The organism is Marinococcus luteus (genome assembly GCF_034497705.1).
In the GTDB taxonomy this organism is placed as follows: Bacteria; Bacillota; Bacilli; order Bacillales; family Marinococcaceae; genus Marinococcus; species Marinococcus luteus_A.
The window spans coordinates 40,483-62,606 of the sequence record NZ_JAXRUV010000009.1 but is presented as its reverse complement, the minus strand read 5'-3'; the positions used below and the strand labels follow the sequence as shown (position 1 = coordinate 62,606).

18 protein-coding genes and 1 pseudogene are annotated in these 22,124 nt (G+C 48.3%); 11 read left to right on the top strand and 8 right to left on the bottom strand.

Features of this window, described 5'->3' with window-relative positions; translation table 11 throughout:
• Positions 1-31 precede the first annotated feature (31 nt).
• Both Q9M42_RS13340 and Q9M42_RS13335 read right to left on the bottom strand, forming a co-directional pair.
• The gene (locus tag Q9M42_RS13340) at positions 32-1,078 is read right to left on the bottom strand and encodes an NAD-dependent epimerase (protein ID WP_322526961.1); all 1,047 of its coding nucleotides are present in this window, start codon (positions 1,076-1,078) and stop codon (positions 32-34) included.
• Between the two features lie 66 nt (positions 1,079-1,144).
• On the bottom strand, positions 1,145-2,431 hold the full coding sequence (locus tag Q9M42_RS13335) for a TolB family protein (protein ID WP_322526960.1): 1,287 nt from the start codon (positions 2,429-2,431) through the stop codon (positions 1,145-1,147).
• 189 nt (positions 2,432-2,620) lie between these two features.
• Between Q9M42_RS13335 and Q9M42_RS13330 the strand changes: the two genes are divergently transcribed.
• Entirely contained in the window at positions 2,621-3,514 is an 894-nt protein-coding gene (locus Q9M42_RS13330; protein WP_322526996.1) for a glycosyltransferase family 2 protein, read from the top strand.
• Positions 3,515-4,533: 1,019 nt separating this feature from the next.
• Here Q9M42_RS13330 and Q9M42_RS13325 read toward each other — a convergent pair.
• Complete coding sequence (locus tag Q9M42_RS13325; protein WP_322526959.1) at positions 4,534-5,037, bottom strand: transposase; 504 nt, start codon at positions 5,035-5,037, stop codon at positions 4,534-4,536.
• Positions 4,992-5,531 (bottom strand): transposase, encoded by a 540-nt coding sequence (locus Q9M42_RS13320; protein WP_322526958.1) that lies wholly within the window; start codon positions 5,529-5,531, stop codon positions 4,992-4,994. The genes Q9M42_RS13325 and Q9M42_RS13320 overlap by 46 nt, the downstream gene beginning before the upstream one ends.
• A 390-nt stretch (positions 5,532-5,921) precedes the next feature.
• Here Q9M42_RS13320 and Q9M42_RS13315 point away from each other — a divergent pair, with 390 nt between their 5' ends.
• Positions 5,922-6,170, top strand: a complete 249-nt coding sequence (locus Q9M42_RS13315; RefSeq protein WP_322526957.1) for a hypothetical protein — start codon at positions 5,922-5,924, stop codon at positions 6,168-6,170.
• Between the two features lie 92 nt (positions 6,171-6,262).
• Entirely contained in the window at positions 6,263-7,174 is a 912-nt protein-coding gene (locus Q9M42_RS13310) for a glycosyltransferase family 2 protein (RefSeq protein ID WP_322526956.1), read from the top strand.
• A gap of 89 nt (positions 7,175-7,263) precedes the next feature.
• Here Q9M42_RS13310 and Q9M42_RS13305 read toward each other — a convergent pair.
• Positions 7,264-8,142: pseudogene (locus Q9M42_RS13305) on the bottom strand (transposase); the annotation flags it as partial.
• An 89-nt stretch (positions 8,143-8,231) separates the two neighbouring features.
• Here Q9M42_RS13305 and Q9M42_RS13300 point away from each other — a divergent pair.
• The 7 genes from Q9M42_RS13300 to Q9M42_RS13270 all read left to right on the top strand — a co-directional run bounded on the left by Q9M42_RS13300 (position 8,232) and on the right by Q9M42_RS13270 (position 16,224).
• Positions 8,232-8,585, top strand: coding sequence for a hypothetical protein (locus tag Q9M42_RS13300; protein WP_322526955.1), 354 nt, complete (start codon positions 8,232-8,234; stop codon positions 8,583-8,585).
• 152 nt (positions 8,586-8,737) lie between these two features.
• Positions 8,738-9,904 carry an MFS transporter gene (locus tag Q9M42_RS13295; RefSeq protein WP_322526954.1) on the top strand — a complete coding sequence of 389 codons (1,167 nt, stop codon included), beginning with the start codon at positions 8,738-8,740 and terminating at the stop codon, positions 9,902-9,904.
• 478 nt (positions 9,905-10,382) lie between these two features.
• Complete coding sequence (locus Q9M42_RS13290; RefSeq protein WP_322526953.1) at positions 10,383-11,801, top strand: MFS transporter; 1,419 nt, start codon at positions 10,383-10,385, stop codon at positions 11,799-11,801.
• A gap of 125 nt (positions 11,802-11,926) precedes the next feature.
• Positions 11,927-12,067: a hypothetical protein gene (locus tag Q9M42_RS13285; RefSeq protein WP_322526952.1), complete on the top strand. Its 141-nt coding sequence runs from the start codon at positions 11,927-11,929 to the stop codon at positions 12,065-12,067.
• A 5-nt stretch (positions 12,068-12,072) separates the two neighbouring features.
• Complete coding sequence (locus Q9M42_RS13280; RefSeq protein WP_322526951.1) at positions 12,073-13,326, top strand: L-lactate MFS transporter; 1,254 nt, start codon at positions 12,073-12,075, stop codon at positions 13,324-13,326.
• 57 nt (positions 13,327-13,383) lie between these two features.
• On the top strand, positions 13,384-13,740 hold the full coding sequence (locus tag Q9M42_RS13275) for a DUF2294 domain-containing protein (protein ID WP_322526995.1): 357 nt from the start codon (positions 13,384-13,386) through the stop codon (positions 13,738-13,740).
• Between the two features lie 123 nt (positions 13,741-13,863).
• Positions 13,864-16,224, top strand: coding sequence for an FdhF/YdeP family oxidoreductase (locus tag Q9M42_RS13270; protein WP_322526950.1), 2,361 nt, complete (start codon positions 13,864-13,866; stop codon positions 16,222-16,224).
• 51 nt (positions 16,225-16,275) lie between these two features.
• Here the strand turns inward: Q9M42_RS13270 and Q9M42_RS13265 are convergent, their stop codons facing one another.
• Positions 16,276-17,367, bottom strand: a complete 1,092-nt coding sequence (locus Q9M42_RS13265) for a diguanylate cyclase (protein ID WP_322526949.1) — start codon at positions 17,365-17,367, stop codon at positions 16,276-16,278.
• A 264-nt stretch (positions 17,368-17,631) separates the two neighbouring features.
• On the opposite strand from Q9M42_RS13265, the gene Q9M42_RS13260 reads away from it, so the two are divergent.
• Entirely contained in the window at positions 17,632-20,064 is a 2,433-nt protein-coding gene (locus tag Q9M42_RS13260; protein ID WP_322526948.1) for a bifunctional diguanylate cyclase/phosphodiesterase, read from the top strand.
• A 53-nt stretch (positions 20,065-20,117) separates the two neighbouring features.
• Here Q9M42_RS13260 and Q9M42_RS13255 read toward each other — a convergent pair whose 3' ends face one another.
• The gene (locus Q9M42_RS13255; RefSeq protein WP_322526947.1) at positions 20,118-20,603 is read right to left on the bottom strand and encodes a cupin domain-containing protein; all 486 of its coding nucleotides are present in this window, start codon (positions 20,601-20,603) and stop codon (positions 20,118-20,120) included.
• A gap of 32 nt (positions 20,604-20,635) precedes the next feature.
• A complete protein-coding gene (locus Q9M42_RS13250; protein ID WP_322526946.1) occupies positions 20,636-22,066 on the bottom strand; it encodes a DUF2254 domain-containing protein in 1,431 nt (476 codons plus the stop codon).
• Between the last annotated feature and the right edge of the window lie 58 nt (positions 22,067-22,124).

The following is a 22,124-nucleotide window of genomic DNA, read 5'->3' as shown; positions in this document are numbered from 1 at the left end:
CGACAATCGTCGGCAGGCTGGTTTATTGTGTTTAATGATTGGATTTATTTTTCGGAGCAGCGTCTACGGAGAAATACTCCGGGTAATAGTTTTTATACCAGTCCACGAATTTGCCGATACCTTCATCGAGCGAGGTGACCGGCTTGAAGCCGACGGCCTTCTGCAGGCTGTCGATGTTCGCGTACGTAGCCTGCACATCGCCCGGCTGCATCGGCAGGTATTCCTTCCGGGCTTCCATGCCCAGATGCTTTTCAAGCGTTTCAATAAACGCCATCAGGGATACCGGCTGATTGTTCCCGATATTGTGTACGCGGTAGGGAGCATAGCTTGTTGACGGGTCAGGATCTTCCGCGTCCCACTCGGGGTCGCCACTCGGGGCAGCCGGAATCAGGCGCACAATGCCTTCCACGATATCATCGATATACGTAAAGTCCCGCATCATGTCCCCGTTGTTGTACACCTGGATCGGTTCGCCGTTTACGATTTTATTCGCAAATTTGAAATAAGCCATATCCGGGCGTCCGAGCGGGCCGTACACCGTAAAGAACCGCAGGCCAGTGGTCGGCAGGTTATACAAATGGCTATATGTGTGGGCAAGCAGCTCGTTCGACTTCTTCGTCGCCGCGTACAGGCTGACGGGATGATTCACCCCGTCCTCCGGCGAGAATGGCATTTTTTTATTGGCCCCGTACACTGAGCTCGACGACGCGTAAATCAGGTGCTCGACCTGATGGTGCCGGCACATTTCCAGAATGTTGGAGAAGCCGACAATATTGGACTGAATGTACTTATCCGGGCGATCCAGGCTGTAGCGGACACCCGCCTGGGCACCCAAATTAATGACTACTTTTATTTTGTGTTCAGAAAAAACTTTTTCCATGGCGGAGGTGTCCGCCAGATCGATTTCGTGAAAATGAAAGTTCTCATATGAAGCCAGCCGCTGCTGCCTTGCCTTTTTTAAATTAATGTCATAATAGTCATTATGATTATCGATACCAACGACTTCTTTTCCCTCCTGCAGCAATCGCTCTGCTGCATACATTCCTATAAAACCGCTGCTTCCAGTTACTAGTATCATTGCGTTCCTCCGTTAGTCATCAGGAAGCTCTGCTTGCCTGGTATTATTATTCTATTCACACGCTTTTCACTTTTTACCAATAAGCGAAGACACGTCGAGTATATATGACTTTCTAACTCCCTCATGGGAAGAATCGATCGAAATGTATTTTCCGTCCAGACTCCATCTTGGGTGCAGATCTGCTCGTTTACTCAAATCAAAGGCCCACGGGGCAAAAAACTGTCCTGCCTCCACAAATTCCCCGGAGTTTAAATTATACAAAAAGAGATGACGTATCCGGGATTTGTCTGGATACGTATCTGTGACCAGCCACTTCTGATCCGGCGATATCGAAGGATGCCCGTCCCCGTACTGGTCCAGCACCCCTTCCCCTAAAATAGAAATATTCGAAGTATTTGTATTCAACCAGTAGTAATGGTCTCCCCGGGCTTCTGTCCGCGCCCAGGCAATAATTTCATCGTCGTTATACCAGCAGCAGTGAGAGACCATGCGGTCATCCAGAAGCAGACGCACGTTGCTCCCGTCTGCCGCTGCGGCGTACAACCTTGTGTATCGCCCCTGCTTTCCAATCCAGCGGTGCATGAAAATAAACTGTTTACCGGAAGGAGAATACATCACATGATTGACTTTATGCTCCGCCCCTTCCATCTCTGGTCTAAATTTATGTTGAATTAATTGTTTGATAGTAATAATGAGTTCGGTTTTCTGCGTATCCATGTTCACTTTCCATATTCCGTCTTCCTCCCTTGGAAGAAATGGATGAAGATTCATGGATTCGCCTTCATAGCCGTACTCCGGATTCAGGCGGGTTAAGTTTTTAAAATTAATAGACAAAAATGTATTTTCACCTGGATGAAGTGTTTGCAGGGGCATGGGATACGTGGCTTCCACTTGTTCCGATTTTACATTAAACTGGCGGGCCACAAGATTTCCATCCACAAAATTGTTGTATAAAAGACGTTCTTCATCGACCCAGCAGGTCATGGAGCCCTGCTGAAAATTAAAAGCTGCCGTAGTTTCTGCAGTAATGTCCTGCTGCTTTTCTCCGTCGAGCGCTACAATCTCCCAATCTGATGCTGCGTTTAAACGATGATAAGCGAGACGTGTCTGCGAAGGATTCCAGGGCTTTCTGTCGTAATACCCAAAAAATAATGGAGCATCAGAAGCCTCCAGCCCGAGATGCTCATAAGGAGTTTCGAGCTTTACTTCCGGGTGCGTTTCATATGTAAAATCCTTCTTCCGGTGAAGCGCGTATTGCATGCGCTGATACAAAAATTTAGCCGTTTTTTTGATTTTCGGGTTGGATTCGATCAATCGTGCCAGTCGCTTTTCAATAAAACTATATTGGGCCATAATTTTTCCTTTCTTTTCGTTTATTTTAAAGAAGCAGAGAAAAAATAAAAACTTTGCTGTACATATCATTTTAACGAATTTCAGCATAGATGGATAGATGAATTAGCACTACTGGGTAATCTGCATTTACTTTCTGATTTCCGGGTGCCTATCTTTTTATTCCACGTGTTATACTATGGCCGATAATACATATTACTTTTAAGGCGGTGTCTATGTGAAAACATCTGTAATTATTACGACAAAAACAGACAAAAAGAACTTCAGGCTGCCATTCAAAGCGTTCTGAACCAGAGCCGCCAGCCAGCTGAAATTATTGTAATGGATGACGGTTCCTCCTATGATCTGTCCCAAACATCAGACAGCGAATTTTTGTCCTCTGTACAATACTTTTACCATGAAGAAAGCCTCGGCGGAGCGGCCAGAAGAAACGAAGGAGCTGCCAAAGCCACCGGAGACGTACTGATGTTTTTGGACGACGATGGTACGTGGGAGCCTCAAAAAATTGAAGATCAAATAACTATTTTCGACCACCATCCGGAAGTGGGCCTCGTTTATACGGGCCGGAAAGTCGTTGATGCTGAGGACCGCGATACAGTACTGCGTAGTATTGAACCCAAAAAACGGGGTAACGGCTGGCCGGACATCCTGTTTAATAATTTTATCGGCGTGACCTCGGGAGTCGCCGTTAGAAAAGACCTGTTTGAACAGGTGGGCGGCTTTGATACTTCTGCAGTTGCACGGCAGGACTACGATCTTTGGATAAGGCTTGTGCGGGTTGCTGAGGTTGACTATGATATAGGCTGCAATGTGCGGTATACGGTATCTAAGCAAAAAGGCAAGCAGATAAGCAGCCGCAAAGACCTGCACGGGAGAGCCATTCAATATCTTCTTAATAAATACAGCGAAGAAATCGAGTCGTTTTCTTCGCTCGAGAAGAGGCGCATTAAAAGTGACTGGTATCATTACGTATACCACCGTTATTATTTGCTGAGTTTTACTTATTATGCTAACTACTACATTGTTTCAATGGCGGAGAAGATATATCTATCATATAACAAACGTCTTCTTTTGTTATATGAATAAAGGAAAATTATATTACGAATCATGAGTTTGGGGAAATGGTACAAAACAATAATTCAGGAGTTTTTCTTAAAAATTGAATTTAACTGTTGAAATTATTTTTAGTTAAGAGGAAAATGATTTTGTGTTAAGATTTCAATTATACTTTTGAGCTTTATAGAATATGTATTTACATTACATAATGAAATAATTAATGTATAATAATTTAATGTATTTAATCAATGAAAGCGAGATTGTTAATTAATACCGTCCATTAAATATAGATAAATCATAAATACATAAATAGAACTCATTTCAATCAAAGTGTGGAAATAAATTAGGAGATAAATTACTACTTATTAAGAAAGACTAGAGAAGTAAATGGGATTAAAGTAGAGACTGTTGGCTTTAGTATGTTTAGATTAAGCTATTGTTATTTTTTCTATAATCATCTGTAATTTTATACTGGCAGTTGATATACATCCAGGGGGTAACTTCTTAGTTATGAGTTCGGTCTTTTATTTATGGTTCACTACATCTGCACTTATTATTTTAAACTGTACAAAAAAACATGGGAGTATTCGAGTACGAAAAAGATTAAATCGATTGTTTATACATTGACCGTTTCAATAGCTATTATAGCAATTATGCAGATGATAGTATTTCAAGAGTTTTATATTCGTACGTTGATTATGACGTGGATGACGTATGTTATCCTCATCGGCGGATCAAGAATGGCCTGGCGTTTGTACCGAGACGTATATATTACCAACATAAATTTAAAATAGATATTAATCGTAGGGATTGGCTCTGCGGGAACGATGAGAGCCAGGTAGTTAAAGCAAAAAATTAGTTCTGGGCTTTTCCGGTAGCTTTTTTAGATGGTAATCCCTCAAAATAGGGAGCTGGAAATTATGGATCTCCCTTTTTATAGAAAAATAAAAGATGTAAACTCTAATGTTGCAGTGTTGAAAACAAATGTTGGTCATGGATTTAAATATTGGAAATCATCGACAATATCATCCAACCGATGGCTTTGTGGGTCAGGCGACGCGGTAAGCCTCATACACGCTTTCCAGGGTCGCGCCCGCCCGGGCGCGCTGATAAATATCCGCAATCTCTCGCCGCCGGTGATCCTGGTGACTGGCATGAAAGGCTTCGCTGATGGTGCCCGCAAATGCCCACGCAAGCAGCAGCCAGACGGTTTGGAGGAGAAGCAGGTAGCGTCGGATGGCCGGGACGCTCCGCAGCCGGTATCCGCCCATCGACAGCTTGTCCTTGGCTTCCTGGAAAAAGGTTTCAATCGCCCACCGGTGCTGATACCAGAATAAGACGTCCTCCGCGGTCATCGAGGGGTCGGTGGAAAAGAAAAACCGGTATGCTTCGTGGGAAGCAGAAGCCCAGGAACCAACGACCACGCCCGAGAGGCCGCTTTTCAACCGGCCCTGAAACTGAACCATTTCATAGGTGGTGGCCCGGACGGTCACAAGGTCCGGCTTTTCTACCTTCCGGGCCAGCTGGGCCCAGTCTCTGGCTGGTAACGGCATGGGGCCGTCTCGAGCACGCGATTGCTTTTGATGGCACCGATAAAATGCCAGCCCCGGTCCCGGACAGTACGGATCAGTTTTTCCGACGCGTACCAGCTGTCAGCCAGGACATAGACGGGACGATCGCCCACGTCGATGGTGCGAAGCTGCTGAAGGGCCAGATCGATTTTACTGGGCCCGGGTTCTTTGTCATATCGCTCGATATGATAGGGATACAGGCGCTTTTTCGTGCCTGCCATGATGGCGAGCCATTGATGCCCGTCGTCGTCGATCGGGTGGTGCGCCTGTGACGAAGGTTTCGATTTGGGAACGACGGTATCATCGATGGCGATTAGCACCGGGTTGGAGGAAGAAGCCTGCCCCCGGATGTGTTGCAGCACCGAGCGCTGGAGCTTGCGCTCCAGGGCATGGTCGTCCACCTGGGATGTGCGAAAAAACCGGGTCACCGACGGATGGTGGGCGTGATGATTAGCGGCTTCTTGAAGGGCCTTCACGCTCCCGTGGCGATACTCCTGGGTCCAGCCTTCCGTAGCTTTTGCATATGCCGGGCAGCCGGGGTGGACATAAAGAACCGGAGGTTCTATTGATCAAAGACGTTGGCGATGCAGGAGGAATATGATACGGTGGACATGAGGCAGAACCCTTTCTCGATGTTGTTTTGGTCGATGTCATCGTACCGTACCAACGAGGATTCTGTCTCTTTTTTTATTAATGATGGAAATAATTGTTAAAAAACTGCAACATAAAAAGATGTAAAGAAAGCCGTAGAAAATTTTTCAATTGAGCATATCATTATTACGGTACCTTCACTGGAAAGTGAAGAGTTAAATCGCATAGTCAATGTATGTTTAAAGACGGAATTAAGAACTCAGGCGCTACCATGTATGGAAGAAATCGTGCTTGGCCAAGTAGAGGTTACACAGTTTAAAGAGGTAGATATAGAGTATTTATTGGGACTTGGACCCGTTAAGTTGGAAATGGAAGGAATTGCCGATTTCATTTCTAATAAACGAGTGCTGGTAACAGGTGGCCGGCGGCGCCGTCGGTTAGGAAATCTGTCGGCAAATTTCCCACTTTTTGCCGGAAGAAATCGTGCTGCTAGTTCACGGAGAAAACTTTATTTATACCATTAATTGAAAAAATATTTATCAAGGCGGTATTAATTATTACTAATAATTTAGTGATAGAATCTATTACAAAAAATAATAATGTAAGGAGAATTTAAATGAAAGTTAGTGTAGTACTGCCTACTCATAATAGAGAGAATTTGATATCCAGAGCTTTAGAAAGTGTTTTATGCCAATCCTATAAGAATTTAGAAATTATAGTAGTTTCTGATGGTTCTACTGATCAAACTAATTCAATAGTTAATCAATATAAGAAAAACGATTCTAGGATTAAGTTTATTTCATATCATCCTGGTCGTGGTGGTAATTATGCTCGAAATATAGGAATAAACGCAGCAAATGGAAAATACATAGCTTTTCTAGATGATGACGATGAATGGTTTAAAGAGAAAATTGAATTACAATTAAAAGAGTTTGATAAAAATCCCAATGTTGGTTTAGTTTATACTGGAGCTCAAATTAAATATCTTGATAGTGGTATTACGTACAATTCTTTTCCTAAAAAAATAGGGGATCTATCAAATGAAATTTTAATTGCAAATTTTATAGGTTCTACTTCAAGTGTTATGGTTCAAGCTGATATTTTAAATGAAGTTGGTTTGTTTGATGAAAAATTGAAAGCGTGCCAAGATTATGATTTATGGATAAGAATTTGTAATCGTACAGAAATAGGAGCGGTTAAGTTACCTTTGATAAAATATTATAATAATAATGCAACTGCACAAATATCTGATGACGTTAAAAAATATGAAGAAGCCATTATATATATAAATGAAAAATATAAAAAGCACTATTCAAATTTAGACAAAAAGATTATCAAAAAACAACAACAATCTAATAACCTTCTTTTAGCTAATAAAGGGTTAAGAAATAATAATAAAAAATTAGCAAGAAAATATATATGGCGCCATTTTAAAAATAAGCCCAATATGACAGCAATTGTTTTGTATATACTATCATATGTAAATTATAAATTTATTTTGAAATTAAAAGCATTTAAAAGTAATTAATTTCTATAATGAAAGTTTGAATTTTTATATATTTTGTCTTAAAAGTTTTTGGCTGCTTTTAAATTTAAATAAATATAATATTATTCATTTCAGATTGTAGGCAAAGGCCTCCGAAATTCATTTTCGGAGGCCTTTGTTTGTGCCATGGAGGGAAAAAGAAGCATCCAACGGCCGGCGCACGTCTGTCGCCACCGCCAGGTGGCGAGTTTTTTGAGGTTCATCACCGCATAAACAAGCATCGCCTGCGCGGTGTTTCGTGCCCCTCCGGCGAGGAGCGTCCAGCGCAAGCCATGCTTTTGTTTGAGATCCGCAAAAATCCGTTCGATGGTTTCTTTTCGTTCCGCATAGGTCCTCCGGTTCCACGGGGTGTGCCGAAGGTGTTCGGCTTCGTCCAGATCGTCCTGCCAGACGTGGCGGAGGATCACCTTCCGGTGATCCCGGCTTTGGGTACAGGTCTCGAGCAGCGGGCAGGACTGACAAAGGACGGGATCCGAGACATACTCCTGATAACCGTCCCGATTCGTGGTGCGGTAGCGCAGGGCCTGATGCTCGGGACAGAGATACGCGTCCAGGTAGGCATCATACACAAAGTCCTGTTTGCGCAAGCGTCCCGGCGGGCCCTTGGGACGGGTATAAGGCATAACCGGGCGAATGGCCTGCTCGCGAAGCAGATGAGCAATGGCCGGGGTTTTATAGCCGGCATCCACCGCGACGGCGTACGGACGGCCCGCCCGGGCCATCACCTGCGCCAACAGCTCATGAAAGATCCGGCTGTCATGAACATTGGCTCCGGTCACGATCGCTCCGAGGACAAACCCGTGCCGGTCGCAGGCGGTATGCCAGCTGTAGGCAAACATTTTCTCCCGTTCATCTTTGACGTAATAGCCGCTGTCAGGATCCGTCGTGCTTTGTTTGACCTCCCGTCTGCCCAGTTCGCGGCGGGCGGGAGGCAGGGGCTTTTTTCCGTGGAATTTGGGCGTTTCTCATGAAAACATTCATCATTCATGACTAACTTTCCTTTCTTTTGGGAATAGAGAGGGGAAAGGAGTTGTCACTGATGAGAAACACATTCATTGCAGCCCAGGTCCGCTCGGATCGCTGGGAAGACATCGGCTCTCTTTTTCGTGATAGTGCAATTGTAAACTTCGAACAGGCGAAGAAACGCAAAGAAGGACTGCTTATTCCCTTCTTTTACGACGAATATATGATGTGGAAGCCGGAAACGTATGAACTGCTGGAAGAGCTGCAGGGGCGCCCGGTGCACATAGAGGAGCTTGCCTCCTGCCGTCTGACCGGTTTTCGCCACGAATTGGTGCTTTCGATTACCGATTGGGAGATTACCCCGGAAGGCATTATGGCCAGGCAGTACCAGAATCACGAAAAAACGACACCAAATGTGCAGCTGATATAATAAGAGAGAAGGCAGGGCCCGTTTTTCGGGTGCTGCCTTTTTCGTACAGGCAGATGATCGTTTTCGGTGTGAGGTTCGTGTTAGAATGAAATAGAAGATTTTAGGATAGAAAGGGACGGAGGACGAAAGCGTCTTTCGAAGGTCATTGCTTTATGAATTCACGTGTATACTTACTGGCGGTGTCGGCGTTTATCGTCGGCATGGTCGAGCTGATTATCAGCGGGATTCTCCCGCTTATTTCGGAAGATTTAGAGGTTTCGATTGCCGTTGCCGGCCAGCTGATTACGATTTTTGCCCTAGTGTTTGCGGTGGCGGGACCGCTTTTGCTCTCGTTTACGTCCAACGTGGAGCGGAAAACTGTTTATATGTGGGCGCTCGCCGTGTTTGCCGTTGCGAATATCGGTGCAAGCTTTGCCCCGACGTTCGCGGTGCTGATGGCGGCCCGGTTTGTCACCGCGGCCAGTGCCGCACTCATTATCGTACTCGCGCTCACGATGGCGCCGAAGCTCGTGGAGGCGAAATACCGCTCCCGCAGCATCGGACTTGTCACGATGGGGGTCAGCTCGGCGCTCGTTCTCGGAGTGCCGCTTGGCGTGCTCATTGGGGACGCGTTCGGCTGGCGGATTATTTTCGTCATGATTGCGGCGCTGACGGTGCTGATCGGTGCGGCCATGATCCGCTTTCTGCCGCGCATGCAGCCCGAGCAGGTGGTCACGGTCGGCCAACAGGTCCGCTCGCTCAAGGATATCAAGATCGTCGGCATCCATAGCGTGACGTTGCTCGTGCTTGCGGGTCACTATACGCTGTACGGCTACTTTAACCCGTTCATGCAGGAAACGATGGGACTGAACTCATTCTGGATCAGCGCCATGTTCTTTATTTTCGGGGCCGCAGCGGTCTCCGGCGGAGGCGTCGGCGGCTGGCTCACCGACCAGTTCGGCTCCAAAAAAATGTCGCTCACGTTCATCGCGTCGTTTGCGGTCATTTTATTCGTTCTGCCGTTTGCGACCAATTCGATGTCGCTCTTTATCACGGCCGTCATCATCTGGGGCATTCTCAGCTGGTCGATCGCTCCGGCACAGCAGAGCTATCTGATTGCGGTCGCACCGGAAACCTCAGACATCCAGCAGAGCGTCAACACGTCGGCGCTTCAAGTTGGCATTGCGATCGGTTCCATTCTCGGCGGCATCGTCGTAGAACAGGCCGTCGTTGCCGCCACCTCCTGGGCCGGGAGTGCGCTCGTTGTTGTTGCGATGGCGATCGCGCTTATGGCGTACCGGGCGCCACGGGTGCGGGAAAGTGAAGCAAAGCCGCACTAAATAAAATCGTATAAGAAAAAATAAGGACTCTTCATTGTTTAAGGGTCCTTATTTATTTTTGCTTGTTTTTTTATAAATAGTATAGAAGGGGGTGTCTGGCTCCGCTTCTTTATCTTTGCGCAGGAAATAATTACTAATAGAAAACTTTGTTTATTTACTAGACAAACTAAGAATTCTCTGATAATTTGTTAGGTGGGATTTTGAAAACGCTTTCTTTAAGGGGGTATACGAATTTTTATTTTCGTGAAACGAAAGAGCGTTTGAAAATTTCTACTAAATTACAGCCATTGAAACAAATAAAAAATTAAACATAGACCCGGGAATGTTGGCTGAATCGGCTATCCGTCCTCATACTAATTAGATTATAATTGAAATTTTTAATAAAATGATAGCGTTATCAAAAATGATGTGATTTGAAATTCCGGGGGATAGAAAGCATGGAAAAATGAACAATTATGTTTGAAGGCGAGGTAGTAAGATGCAACATGATTATCACAACAATTACGAGAAAACAAAAACAGGAAAAACGCCAAAATTAAAAATGACCGAAAAGCTCACTTTTGGGGTTGGGGATTTTGGTGCCAATTTCAGCTGGACGTTCATTGCTTCGTTTGTCATTATTTATATGACAGATACTGTAGGCATGGGCGCTGGAATAATTGGCACCCTTATTTTAATCGCCCGTTTTGCTGACGGCTTTACCGATTTCTTTATGGGAAGTGTTATAGATAACATGCATCCTAAGATGGGCAAAGCAAAGCCGTGGGTGTTTTGGACGGCGCCTGTATTAGGCGTTTTAACCTTTATGCTGTTTAACGTTCCTGCCTCGCTTGGAGGATCCGGGCAGATCATTTATGTATTTGCTGTATATTTGCTCATCTCCGCTGTTTTTTACACTGCAAATAATGTAGCGTATTCTTCCCTTACTTCCTTTATGACCAACGATCAAAAGGATCGTGTCGCATTAGGGAGTATCCGCTTTATTTTTGCGAATGTGGCTGTGTTATCCATCAACGCAGGTACTACTGTACTGGTTAATTTCTTTGGGGACGGCCAGCAGGGCTGGACGTATACGGCGGCTATCTTTTCGTTATTATGTGTGCTGCCGTTGATGTACACGGGCCGGTTTGTAAAAGAAAGAAATGTAGCGGAAAAGCGGGAAGAGGATAAGGGATCTTTTCGTTTCCTTCCTATTTTAAAAGCTTTATTCACGAACAAATACTTCTTGTTGGCTTTTGCTTTGTATCTATTTTGGTATTTAAGACAGACGGAAAACGGCATCCGCGTTTATTATGCTACCTATATCTTTGATAATGAAAACCTTGTTGGGATTTTGAGCGCGGCATCTTTAACACCGCTGATTGTTGGTTTGTTTTTCGCTCCGACCATTGCCGGCAAATTCGGAGTAAGAAAAAGTGTTAATGCCGGATTGCTTATTTCTTTATTGGGCTCGGGCGTTATGATGCTGTTTTCGGAGAATCTCATTGGATTAATTGTAGGCACCGTAATTAACGCGATAGGTCTGGTGGCGCTGCAGGCTGCTCTTAGTGCTATCGTCGCTGACGTTGGCGACATCGTATACTGGAAATCCGGGGTTCCGGTGCAGGGCTCTGTGTTCAGTTTATCAAGCGCCGGCATGAAAATAGGCCAGGGCCTGACAGCTGCGCTGGTGGGGTGGTCCCTGCAGCTGGGCAACTACGCAGCTAATGCAGATACGCAGCCGGATAGCGCAACTTTTGCAATGAAGGCGATGCTCATCTACTTCCCGCTTCTGGTGATTATTATTATGTTTATCATTATGATTTTTCTAAATTATGAAAAACTGATTCCTAAAGTTAGAAAGGATATCCAGGAAGACAAAGTAGGCGAAGACCGGACGAAGCATTTCGAGCGCTGACCGTCATAGTAAAAGGATCTATTGTAAAAAACAATTGAAATTCTGCGCAAAAAAAGCTATGATAAAGGTGTTCAAAAAGCTGTAACATTTAAACATCGCGGCAGCGCTCCTGCAGGCGGTTTTAAATGGGCGTAATTATGGAAACGATTACATTGGTATTTCGGCAGAGGTCCTGCCTGAAGCTAAGCGTCGTTCTGTTTCTGCCTGGGGATTTTTCTCCCGGCGGAGCAGGCGGCGCTTTTTTATTATTACATATCGGGGAGTGAGAGGAATGAACAAAACAAAAAACCGCTGGCTGATTGCGCTCGCGGCTGTCGGGATTCACATTTCGATCGGATCAGTCTACGCCTGGAGTGTATTCACCAACCCGCTCATTGACGCCTACGGTTGGAATTTAAGCGCAGTGTCACTCACGTTCAGTATTGCGATCCTGTTTCTGGGGCTGTCGGCTGCGTTTATGGGGCACTTCGTTGAAAAGCATGGCCCGAGGGTATCGGGGATGGTTGCCGCAAGCTTTTTCGGCTTTGGCATGATCGGCTCCGGGGCAGCGACGATGCTTGAGTCCCTGTGGCTCTTATACATAACGTACGGCATGCTTGGCGGCATTGGTCTTGGTATAGGCTACATCACGCCGGTGTCGACGCTCGTAAAATGGTTCCCGGACCGCCGGGGGCTCGCTACGGGTCTTGCGATTATGGGATTTGGCTTTGCGGCGATGATCGCAAGCCCGGTCATGGCCTCGCTCATTGAAGGCGCCGGCATTCCAGCGACGTTTTTCATTCTAGGGGCTGTGTACTTTGTGATCATGATGAGCTCGGCGCTGTACCTTGAGCGTCCGCCGGAAGGATACATGAAGGAATACACGGCTGCTGGAAAGCAGAAGCCGGATCTTGCGCAGCTGACGGCGAATGAAGCGGTTAAAACGCGCCGCTTCTGGTACCTGTGGGTGATGCTGTTCATTAACGTGACCTGCGGGATTGCGATTTTATCCGTTGCTTCTCCGATGGCACAGGAAATCGCCGGTCTGTCGGCAGCTGCTGCGGCTACCACGGTTGGCCTGATGGGCTTTTTCAACGGCGCCGGCCGCATCGCCTGGGCGAGCATTTCCGATTACCTCGGGCGCCCGAACGTGTACACGGCGTTTTTCCTGATTCAGATCGTGACATTCTTTGCGCTGCCGAATCTGACCGTTGCGCTGTTGTTCCAGCTGGCACTGTTTTTGATCATGACGTGCTACGGCGGCGGCTTTGCTTCCATTCCGGCCTATATTGGCGACATTTTCGGCACCAAACAGCTCGGCGCCATTCATGGCTACGTGCTGACTGCGTGGGCGGCCGCCGGGCTTGTCGGTCCGCTGCTTGCCTCCTGGATCCGCGGGGTCACCGAGAGCTACGCGCTCACGCTTTCAATTTTTGGCAGCATGTTTATCGTCGCGCTTCTCGTATCGCTCTTGATCCGTGTCGACATCCGCCAGCTGAAGCAGGCGAACGCCGAGCCGGCCAAGGCTGAAAAACTTTCGAGTTGATTTTTGCGGTCGCGACGCATAAAATTTAGAGAGCTTACAATAGTAAAGGTGAAAAAAATGAACAAATACGAAGCTGAGTTCAGCAACCTGGTCAAAGCGTTCCGCAAACGGCATATGGGCAAAGGGCCGGGCAAAATCAACACGACCTTCTGCAAAAACTGGGCGATCTGCGAGATGGAGGGCAACCTGTCGCCGGTGGAGAAGTTTATCGCCGCTGCCGACAACGGCGAACAGATGCTGCGGGCGGCCCGGACCGAAATGGTGAAGGACATGTACAAAAAGAACCATCCCGTGGAGATGGAGGAATTCCTCGGCAGCACGTTCGTCGATTTGTATGTGGATATTGATATCGAAAAGGATTTCGGCATGTCGATCTTTGTGTTCAGCGACAACATTCAGGAGAAATTTTCTTAAATACACCGGTTAGGCACTTCGCAGCGATCCTGCAAAAGACTCAACCGCTTTGCGCTTCGGGCGATTCAGGCTCCGGGGCGTGAGGTGGTTTTTTTATTATTACACATAGAGGAGTGGTGAATGATGGGAGAGACAAAGCACCAGGGGCCAATGAAAAAAGCAAAAATGCCGGCACCGGAGCACTGGGTGAGCCCGATTCCGTTCGGCCTCGGCAAGGTAAAGCCGAAGCATATCCGGGATTCGATGAAAATCGCCTGGGACAACAAGGATAACCTCGGCTATGCGAAAAACATTATTACGAAGGGCGTCTGTGACGGCTGTGCGCTCGGGGTGTCCGGGCTGTACGACCAGACGCTCAGCGGCCCGCACATCTGTACAACACGGCTGAACGTGCTTCGGCTGAACACGATGCCGGCAGTGGAGGATGAAATTTTAAACAAGGATATTGATGAGCTGCGCGAATACTCGAGCACCGAACTCCGGGAGCTCGGGCGGGTGCCTTATCCGATGATCCGCCGCAAGGGCGAGCGCAAATTTTCCCGGCTCAGCTGGGACGACGCGATGGATACGATCGCGGATAAAATGAAGGAGCTCGACCCGAAGCAGTACGCCTTTTACTTAACGTCGCGCGGCATTACGAACGAATCGTACTACGTGGCTGCCAAGGTTTCGCGGTTTCTCGGGGCGAATCATATCGACAACGCTTCAAGAATCTGCCATTCGCCGAGCAAGACCGCGATGAAGCGATCGGTCGGCGTCGGGGCATCAACAGCCAACTACCAGGACTGGATCGGCACCGACGTGCTGATGTTCTGGGGGAGCGTGGCGTCCAACAGCTCCCCGGTCTCCACGAAATATATGCTCGAGGCGAAGAAAAAGGGAACGAAAATTATCGTCATCAATCCGTACCGCGAGCCGTCGATGGATGAGTACTGGATTCCGTCGAATCCGGAATCGGCGCTGTTTGGCACTAAGGTGGCGGATGACTTTTACCAGATTAATATCGGCGGCGACATTGCGTTTATGCACGGCATCATGAAGCACTGGTTTGATATGGAGGCGGAAGCGCCGGGATCTGCAATTAACCATGATTTTGTGGATGAGCATGTAAATGGCTACGAGGAGCTGAAGCGGCAGGTGACGCGGCAGTCATGGCAGGAGATCACCGAGTCCTCCGGTGTGACCCGCGAGCGGATCATTGAGCTCTCCGACCTGCTTGCCCGCAGCAAAAACGCCGTATTTGCCTGGGCGCTCGGGCTTACGATGCATTCGTTTGCGACCGACAACATTTCGCAGGTGGCAAACCTTGCGCTTCTGCGCGGCTTTCTCGGCCGGCAGTACAGCGGCCTGATGCCGTTTCGCGGCCACTCGAGCGTACAGGGCAGCGGTGAAATGGGCGCGGATCCGTTTGTGCTGCCGGGCGGCGACTTTAAAGGCGACAACATCGAGCGGATCGAAAGGCTGTGGGGCTTCGACATTCCGAAATGGCAGGGAGACGTTGTCGGCGTAACGCTTGAAAACATTATGCTGCCGGAGGATCACGAGCGCAAAATCAAAATGTATTACCTCTCCGGCGGTAACTTCCTGGAAACGATGCCGGATCCGGATTTTGTGGAACAGGCGCTCTCGGAGCTTGACGTCCGCGTGCATCAGGACATCATTCTGAACACGTCGACGCTCGTGGATGCGAAGGAGGCGGTGATTGTGCTGCCGGCCAAAACGCGGTACGAGCAGGAGGACGGCGGCACGTCGACCTCGACCGAGCGGATGGTCTACTTTTCCCCGGAAATCGAAGGCAACAAAAACAAGATCGAGGAAGCACGGGCGGAATGGAAAATCTACATTGACCTCGCGAAGCGCGTGAAGCCGGAGACCGCGCATCTGGTTGATTTTAAGGACGGCTATGAGGTGCGTGAGGAAATGGCTAAAGCAAACCCGAACTACGACGGCGTGCAGCATTTGAAAAAGCAGGGCGACGTGTTTCAGTGGGGAGGTGCATGGCTGTGTGAAGGCGGGGTCTGTCCGACGCCGGACGGGCGCGGCAATCTGATTCCGGTCGAGATTCCGGATTTAAACCGGCAGCCGGGGGAATTTTATCTAACGACCCGGCGCGGCAAGCAGTTTAACTCGATGGTGTACAAAAAAACCGATCCGATCAACGGCGCGGAGCGTGATGATGTGCTCATGAACGAAGCGGATGCGAGGGATAACCGTATTGCCGACGGCGAGGCGGTCGTGCTGTACAATCAGTACGGCGTATTCCAGGGCCGGGCACGGATCGCCGATATGGCGCAGGGCAACCTGGGCGTCCATTTTCCGGAGGGCAACTTCCTGCTTCCGAAGGGGCGCTACGAGCAGTTCGCCAAAATTCCGGACTACAATATCGGCGTAAAGGTGGAAAAAGCCGAAAAGTTCAACGCCCGCAAGGATACCGAGTATCTGGAAAAACGGGTGGATGATCTTGAGGATACGCCTGGGGCATAATGAAGAAGTGAATGCTTAAAAAAAGCTGTCCGTTAAACGGGCAGCTTTTTGTTATATTAATCCCGCCGCACCAGCGGAACAAACACAATTTCGTCCCTCCCGTTTTGCCTGGTACAGTGCTTGGTCCGCCAGCTCATACAAAGCGTGGACGTTTTTGCCGGATGCCGGATAGGCTCCGACTCCAATCGAAACGGTGATGAACAGGGGAGTGGGGCGTCCGGCAACGATAAACGGGGTACGGGCGACATCGGCACGGATACGCTCTGCGATCGTCAGCGCATGGGTTTCGTCGCAGTCATAAAGAATGACTCCGAATTCTTCGCCGCCGATTCGGAAGGCGACATCATCCGGACGAATAGAAGCAACTATTACATGGCTGAGCTGCTTTAAAACCATGTCGCCCTCGAGATGGCCATGGGAGTCATTAATATGCTTGAAATAATCGATATCAAGCACTAAAAGCGACAGAGAGCGGCTGTTTGCCGGATATTCCTCTGCTGCCTGCCCGAGCAGCTCCTGAAAGGCGCGCTGATTATATAGGGCCGTTAAATTGTCCCGATACGCCTGGTATTGGTAGCGGTTAAACATCTGGTTCACTTTATTCAGATGAACAAACATGTAAACAGAAACACCTGTACCTGTAGTAGAGGCGAGGAAATAAAACGTCGAAGCAGGAAGCGAGACCGTTAATGGCATCAGTATGGAAAGAAGCACTGTCATATAGAGATTGGTGAGTACAATCATCCAGGCCGCCCGCCGCCAGATATTTTTCACGGCAGTATGGATGATTCCGCCTGAAACAACGCTGAGAGCAATAAGAAGCAGGGCAGGTACAGCAGAAGGGCTGAAATCCATAAGCAGCCGTCCGCCTGCCACAATAGTTCCAGTAATAATGGTCGGCACCCAGCCTCCAAAGACAGCCATCAGTGTAACCGGCACGAGCCGGAGATCGACGATCGTTGTGTCGTTCAGCGGGATGGTATATGCAAGCAGGACAAGTCCGAGCAGTCCGCTGGCGGTGCCGGCCGCTATTTTTTGTTTTACTGGTGAAGCCGTGCTTAAAGGTGTTTTATACAGCAGGCGGTGAAACAAATAGATAAACGATATAAGAATGGTTATATTAATAAAAAATCCTGACAGCATAGCATCCCCCGTCGCTGCTTGGCCCAAGCTGAGCTTTAGATTCAAGTAAGAGTTTTATCCTAATGATAGCACCTCTACGACACAAAAAAATAAGAAGGTACGAAAAGATAAAAATAAGTAAAAACGTACGATAAGGTGAAAAGCGGATGCGTTAGTTATAAAGCACTAACACGATCCTGCCTTGACTGGCATTCAACTATATTCATGGGTCTGCCGATAAAAGATATATAATGCGGGATATTCGTAAAATATCATTAATTCGAGGTGAACGTGGTGGACCCTACTTATGAATCATACAGCCCCGGACTGGTGGTGCTGTCTGTAGTGATTGCAGTACTTGCCTCCTATACAGCCTTTCACGCCGCCGGACGCCTGAAAGCTTCCGGGCCAAAGCATAAAGCTGTCTGGGCTATGAGCGGGGGCCTGTGTCTTGGCGGGGGCATCTGGTCGATGCATTTCATTGCCATGCTCGCGCTCGATATGGGGATGACGGTTACATATGAGCCGCTGCTGCTCATTCTTAGCATCGTGTTTGCAGTAGCTGCCAGCTGGCTAGCCTTTTTAATTCTTTTATTTTTTAAGCCGCGTATTCCATGGCACCTGCTGGGAGCTGTGTTTATCGGAAGCGGCATTGTTTCGATGCACTATATCGGCATGGCGGCGATGCAGATGAATGCAGAGATTCAGTACGATCCGCGGCTTGTAGCACTGTCTGTGGTAATCGCCTATCTGGCATCGTTTACCGCTCTCCGGCTGCTTTCGGTCGTGCCTTCCATTCAAAAACGCCTCTGGAAGGAGATCGGCTTTATTGGTAGCTCGCTTTTGATGGGGGCGGCTATTTCAGGGATGCATTATACAGGAATGGCCGGTGCATCGTTTGACCATGAAAGCGCCGGGGTGGCAATGGAGGGTACCGCTATTCATACGGAGCTTTTGTCCATTTTTATCGGTATCGGAATTATGAGTATGTTGATTATCACGACGATTGTGGCTGTTTTTAATAGACAGATCGAATTTAAAAAAGACGAGCTGAATTACATCGATGATTTGTACCGGGGCATTATTCATACAGCGAACGACGCAATTATTACGTCCAATATGGATATGAGGATTGTATCCTGGAATGATGCGGCAGAACGTATCTTCGGACACCGGCAGGCAGATATTATCGGCGAGCCGCTTTCAATGATTATTCCAAGTGCCTATCAAAAAAGGGTGGAATATTTTCATCAAACCGGCGAAGAGGTGGAAAGTGCTTCACTCGTGGAGCTTGAAGGGCTGCACAGCGATGGCTGGACGTTTCCGCTTGAGCTTTCCTTTTCCCGGCAGGGGGCTGGAACTCAAAAAGTATATACCGGCATTATTCGCGACATTTCGGAGCGGGTTAAACAGAATGAGCGTATTCAGGAGCTGATCTACCGGGATGATTTAACCCGGCTACCGAACCGGCGTATGCTGAACGAGCATCTCACCCATATGTTGGAGCAGCTGTCTCAGATGAATCTGGCCGTGTTATTTGTTGATCTGGACCGTTTTAAAAATGTAAACGACGTCTACGGGCACCGTATTGGCGATGAGCTTTTAATTATTGCCGCCGAACGGATGAAAAAGCATCTGCGGGAAACGGATTTTCTGGCCAGACAGAGCGGGGACGAATTTGTCATTATTCTGCCGGAGTCTACCGGCTACCGGGCAGGGAACACGGCTCATTCGCTGGTACAGGTATTGAATGAGCCGGTCACGATAGAAAAAAATGAATTGTTTATTTCCGCCTCGATCGGCATCAGCGTGTATCCGGAGGACGGGGAAACAGCGGAGGATTTGCTAAAGCATGCCGATACGGCGATGTACAAAGCGAAAAGCAGCGGTGCAAATCAGTACTTCTTCTTTACCGCCGATATGGATGAAGAGGTATCCAAAAAAATGCTGCTCGAAACCGGACTTAGGAAGGGCATCATCAGTGAAGAGTTTCTGTTGTACTATCAGCCGCAGGTGGACGTTGTCAGTGGAGAAATAAAGGGCTATGAAGCGCTCGTTCGCTGGAGGCATCCGGAGCTCGGGATGGTGCCGCCGGGAGAATTTATCCCGCTTGCCGAAGAAACCGGGCTCATCATCCCGCTCGGGCGCTGGATTCTTCAGGAGGCATGCCGGCAGATGGCAGAATGGAAAAAAGCCGGAAGCACGGTAACCAGAATGTCCGTGAACATTTCCACCCTGCAGTTCCAGCAGCCGGATTTTTTGAATATGGTTATGGAAATTCTTGAAAGTACCGGTCTGCCCCCGGAATACCTGGAGATCGAGCTGACCGAAAGTATCGTGCAGAACCCTGAACACTCTGTCCCTTTAATGGAAAGCATCCGCGCAAAGGGTATCCGTATTTCTCTTGATGATTTTGGCACCGGTTATTCGTCGCTCAGCTACCTGAAGGACTTTCCGTTGAATACACTCAAGATTGATAAATCGTTTATGGATAATATTGAAGACGGCCAGCGCGAGGAAGCAATCGTGGAAAGCATTATCCATATGGCCCAGCGCCTCGGCTTTAACGTAATCGCAGAAGGCATCGAAAAAAGCTCGCAGCTGAGCCTCCTGTCGGAAAAAGCGTGTCAGGAATACCAGGGCTATTATTACAGCCCGCCGCTTCCGGCTGAAGCGATGGATGAGGGAGGACGCCTGGAGAAAAAATATACGTCTTAATAATATGGTAATGCCCGCGCAGAAAAAATCTGCACGGGCTTTTTTGTGCTTGATCAAGTCAGCCGCCCGATTAGTTCCCGGTGTTCAGGATAATTAGTGATCAACTCGTCACGCTTGAGCAGCTCGAAGTCGGCAAAGTCAAAGCCGGGGACGACGACGCAGCTGACAAGCGCGAACTGCTCCGGTTCGCGGACTTCAGCACCGAAAATAATTCCCTTCGGCACGACACCCTGAAGCACTTCGCCATTGGCGGGGTTCGGTCCAAGCGTCAGGATTTCATGGTGCCCGCTCTCCGGGTGAATCATATGCACATCGAGCGGGAAGCCGGTATGGTAGTACCACATTTCGTCCGACTGCAGCTGATGGAGACGGGAAGGCTCACCGGAGCGGACGAGAAAATGAATACTCGTGTACTGGGCACGGGTTCTACCATCAGGTGTCGTGACTGTCTCCTCCGATTTCATCGTCTGCCGGAAAAGGCCGCCCTCCGGGTGCGGTTCAAGCGCAAGCTGGGTAATCCACTGGTCCGCAGTAGTCATAAAAACACCTCCTTATATAAGCTGGGCTCTTTTTAGGAGCCTTTGTTCTCACCGTAAGTCTTTGGCAGCGTCCCTTTTTCAATGAAGTCCTGCACCAGCTGCTGGAACGTCTTCGGGTCACGGGCTTCGATCGAAAGCGTCCGCAGGTGGCTGTAAAAGGAGCGCTGTTCGAATTCATAGGCGAATTTTTCCGCGAACGACTGCGCAACCACCTGGCCATAGCTCCAGCAGATTTGTTTTTTATCCTCCGGAAGCGAGCGGGCGAGCAGCACGAGCGTTTCAAGCAGCATATTGGTGAGGACGGGGTCGTTTTTCACATAAACACTGATGTGCCCAAATGCTGTATACAGGTAATCGTCGAAATATTCCTGCTTCATGACGACACGTAGCGTGTTTTCCCCATCGGACAAATACGGGGTGAACGAGGTCACTTTGGCAATGGAAAGCAGCAGGTCAATCAGCTGATACAGCGTGTCCTTCAGCGTGCCGGGTTCATCGTTGGCTATTGCTTTTACCGCAATGTCCTTCAGCTTCTGAACCCCGAATCCGAGGTCCTGAATTTCGTTCTGCCGGTCACCGAGAAACAGCATACGGCGGTATTTCTGCTCATCCACTTCGTCCACAGTGGTGCCCTCGGTCGTCCAGTAGGAAAAAAAGGTAAGATCCGGAAGAAGAAAATCGCCGATACTGCAGTGCAGCTGAATCACGAGGCCGTCCTTTTGTGCTTCCTGGATCAGCTTGCCAAAATCGATAATCTGCAGGTAGCCGGACGTTTCGCAGGCCACCTTTGTTGCCTGGTTCTGCTTCTCCTGCGGCAGATAGGAAAGGCTGAGGTGATCCGGGTTGTCGGCCCGGTATTTTTCAAGATCGTAGTAGAGCGTGTTTAAAATCCGTTCCTCGGACTGTTTTTTCATGTCTGTCGTAATGCTTGGCGGCTGCATCCATTTGGTAGCGTGATTAATAAATAAAATAAAGTTCAGCACCGAAAAGGCCGTCATGAGCACACCTGCAATCGGAAAAACCGTGTACTGGCTGATGGAGGAATCCAAAAAGAAAAATACGATCAGCAGATAGAAAAAACAGAGGTTAAAGATACCGATCGCGTGCTGGGTGCGCCGGTTGGAAATAAAGTTGATCAGCACCCGCGGCGTGAACTGGTTCGACATATTCGTAAGCACCATCAGCATCGAGTTAAAGGTGAACGCGTTGAGCGTAAGCACCCCGGACAGCATAGTGCTGTACATCGTCTGAGTGAGCGAGTACTCCGTCGTGAATGCTGACAAAAGTGTCCATCCGGGCCGGAGGCTGAATTCGATCCAAAACGAAAGAATAGATAAAAGAGAAGCGATAATAATATAAATAGCCGGCAGCACCCACAGGCTGGCGCGCGTTTCGTGCCAGCGCTGACGGGAGGACATGCTGATCAGCCGTTTTACAGGAGCCGGCATCATGCGAAACAGCATATGAAGCATTGTATCACCCGCTTTCTTTTTTAAGCATTTGTATAATTTCCGCTACAGT

Coding starts and splice junctions, on each gene's coding strand:
- Q9M42_RS13250 (WP_322526946.1), bottom strand. CDS start 22,066: ATGCTGTTTCGCATGATGCCGGCTCCTGTAAAACGGCTGATCAGCATG.
- Q9M42_RS13315 (WP_322526957.1), top strand. CDS start 5,922: ATGGAAGAAATCGTGCTTGGCCAAGTAGAGGTTACACAGTTTAAAGAG.
- Q9M42_RS13295 (WP_322526954.1), top strand. CDS start 8,738: ATGAATTCACGTGTATACTTACTGGCGGTGTCGGCGTTTATCGTCGGC.
- Q9M42_RS13340 (WP_322526961.1), bottom strand. CDS start 1,078: ATGATACTAGTAACTGGAAGCAGCGGTTTTATAGGAATGTATGCAGCA.
- Q9M42_RS13285 (WP_322526952.1), top strand. CDS start 11,927: ATGGGCGTAATTATGGAAACGATTACATTGGTATTTCGGCAGAGGTCC.
- Q9M42_RS13265 (WP_322526949.1), bottom strand. CDS start 17,367: ATGCTGTCAGGATTTTTTATTAATATAACCATTCTTATATCGTTTATC.
- Q9M42_RS13255 (WP_322526947.1), bottom strand. CDS start 20,603: ATGACTACTGCGGACCAGTGGATTACCCAGCTTGCGCTTGAACCGCAC.
- Q9M42_RS13310 (WP_322526956.1), top strand. CDS start 6,263: ATGAAAGTTAGTGTAGTACTGCCTACTCATAATAGAGAGAATTTGATA.
- Q9M42_RS13335 (WP_322526960.1), bottom strand. CDS start 2,431: ATGGCCCAATATAGTTTTATTGAAAAGCGACTGGCACGATTGATCGAA.
- Q9M42_RS13270 (WP_322526950.1), top strand. CDS start 13,864: ATGGGAGAGACAAAGCACCAGGGGCCAATGAAAAAAGCAAAAATGCCG.
- Q9M42_RS13325 (WP_322526959.1), bottom strand. CDS start 5,037: ATGCCGTTACCAGCCAGAGACTGGGCCCAGCTGGCCCGGAAGGTAGAA.
- Q9M42_RS13290 (WP_322526953.1), top strand. CDS start 10,383: ATGCAACATGATTATCACAACAATTACGAGAAAACAAAAACAGGAAAA.
- Q9M42_RS13300 (WP_322526955.1), top strand. CDS start 8,232: ATGAGAAACACATTCATTGCAGCCCAGGTCCGCTCGGATCGCTGGGAA.
- Q9M42_RS13280 (WP_322526951.1), top strand. CDS start 12,073: ATGAACAAAACAAAAAACCGCTGGCTGATTGCGCTCGCGGCTGTCGGG.
- Q9M42_RS13275 (WP_322526995.1), top strand. CDS start 13,384: ATGAACAAATACGAAGCTGAGTTCAGCAACCTGGTCAAAGCGTTCCGC.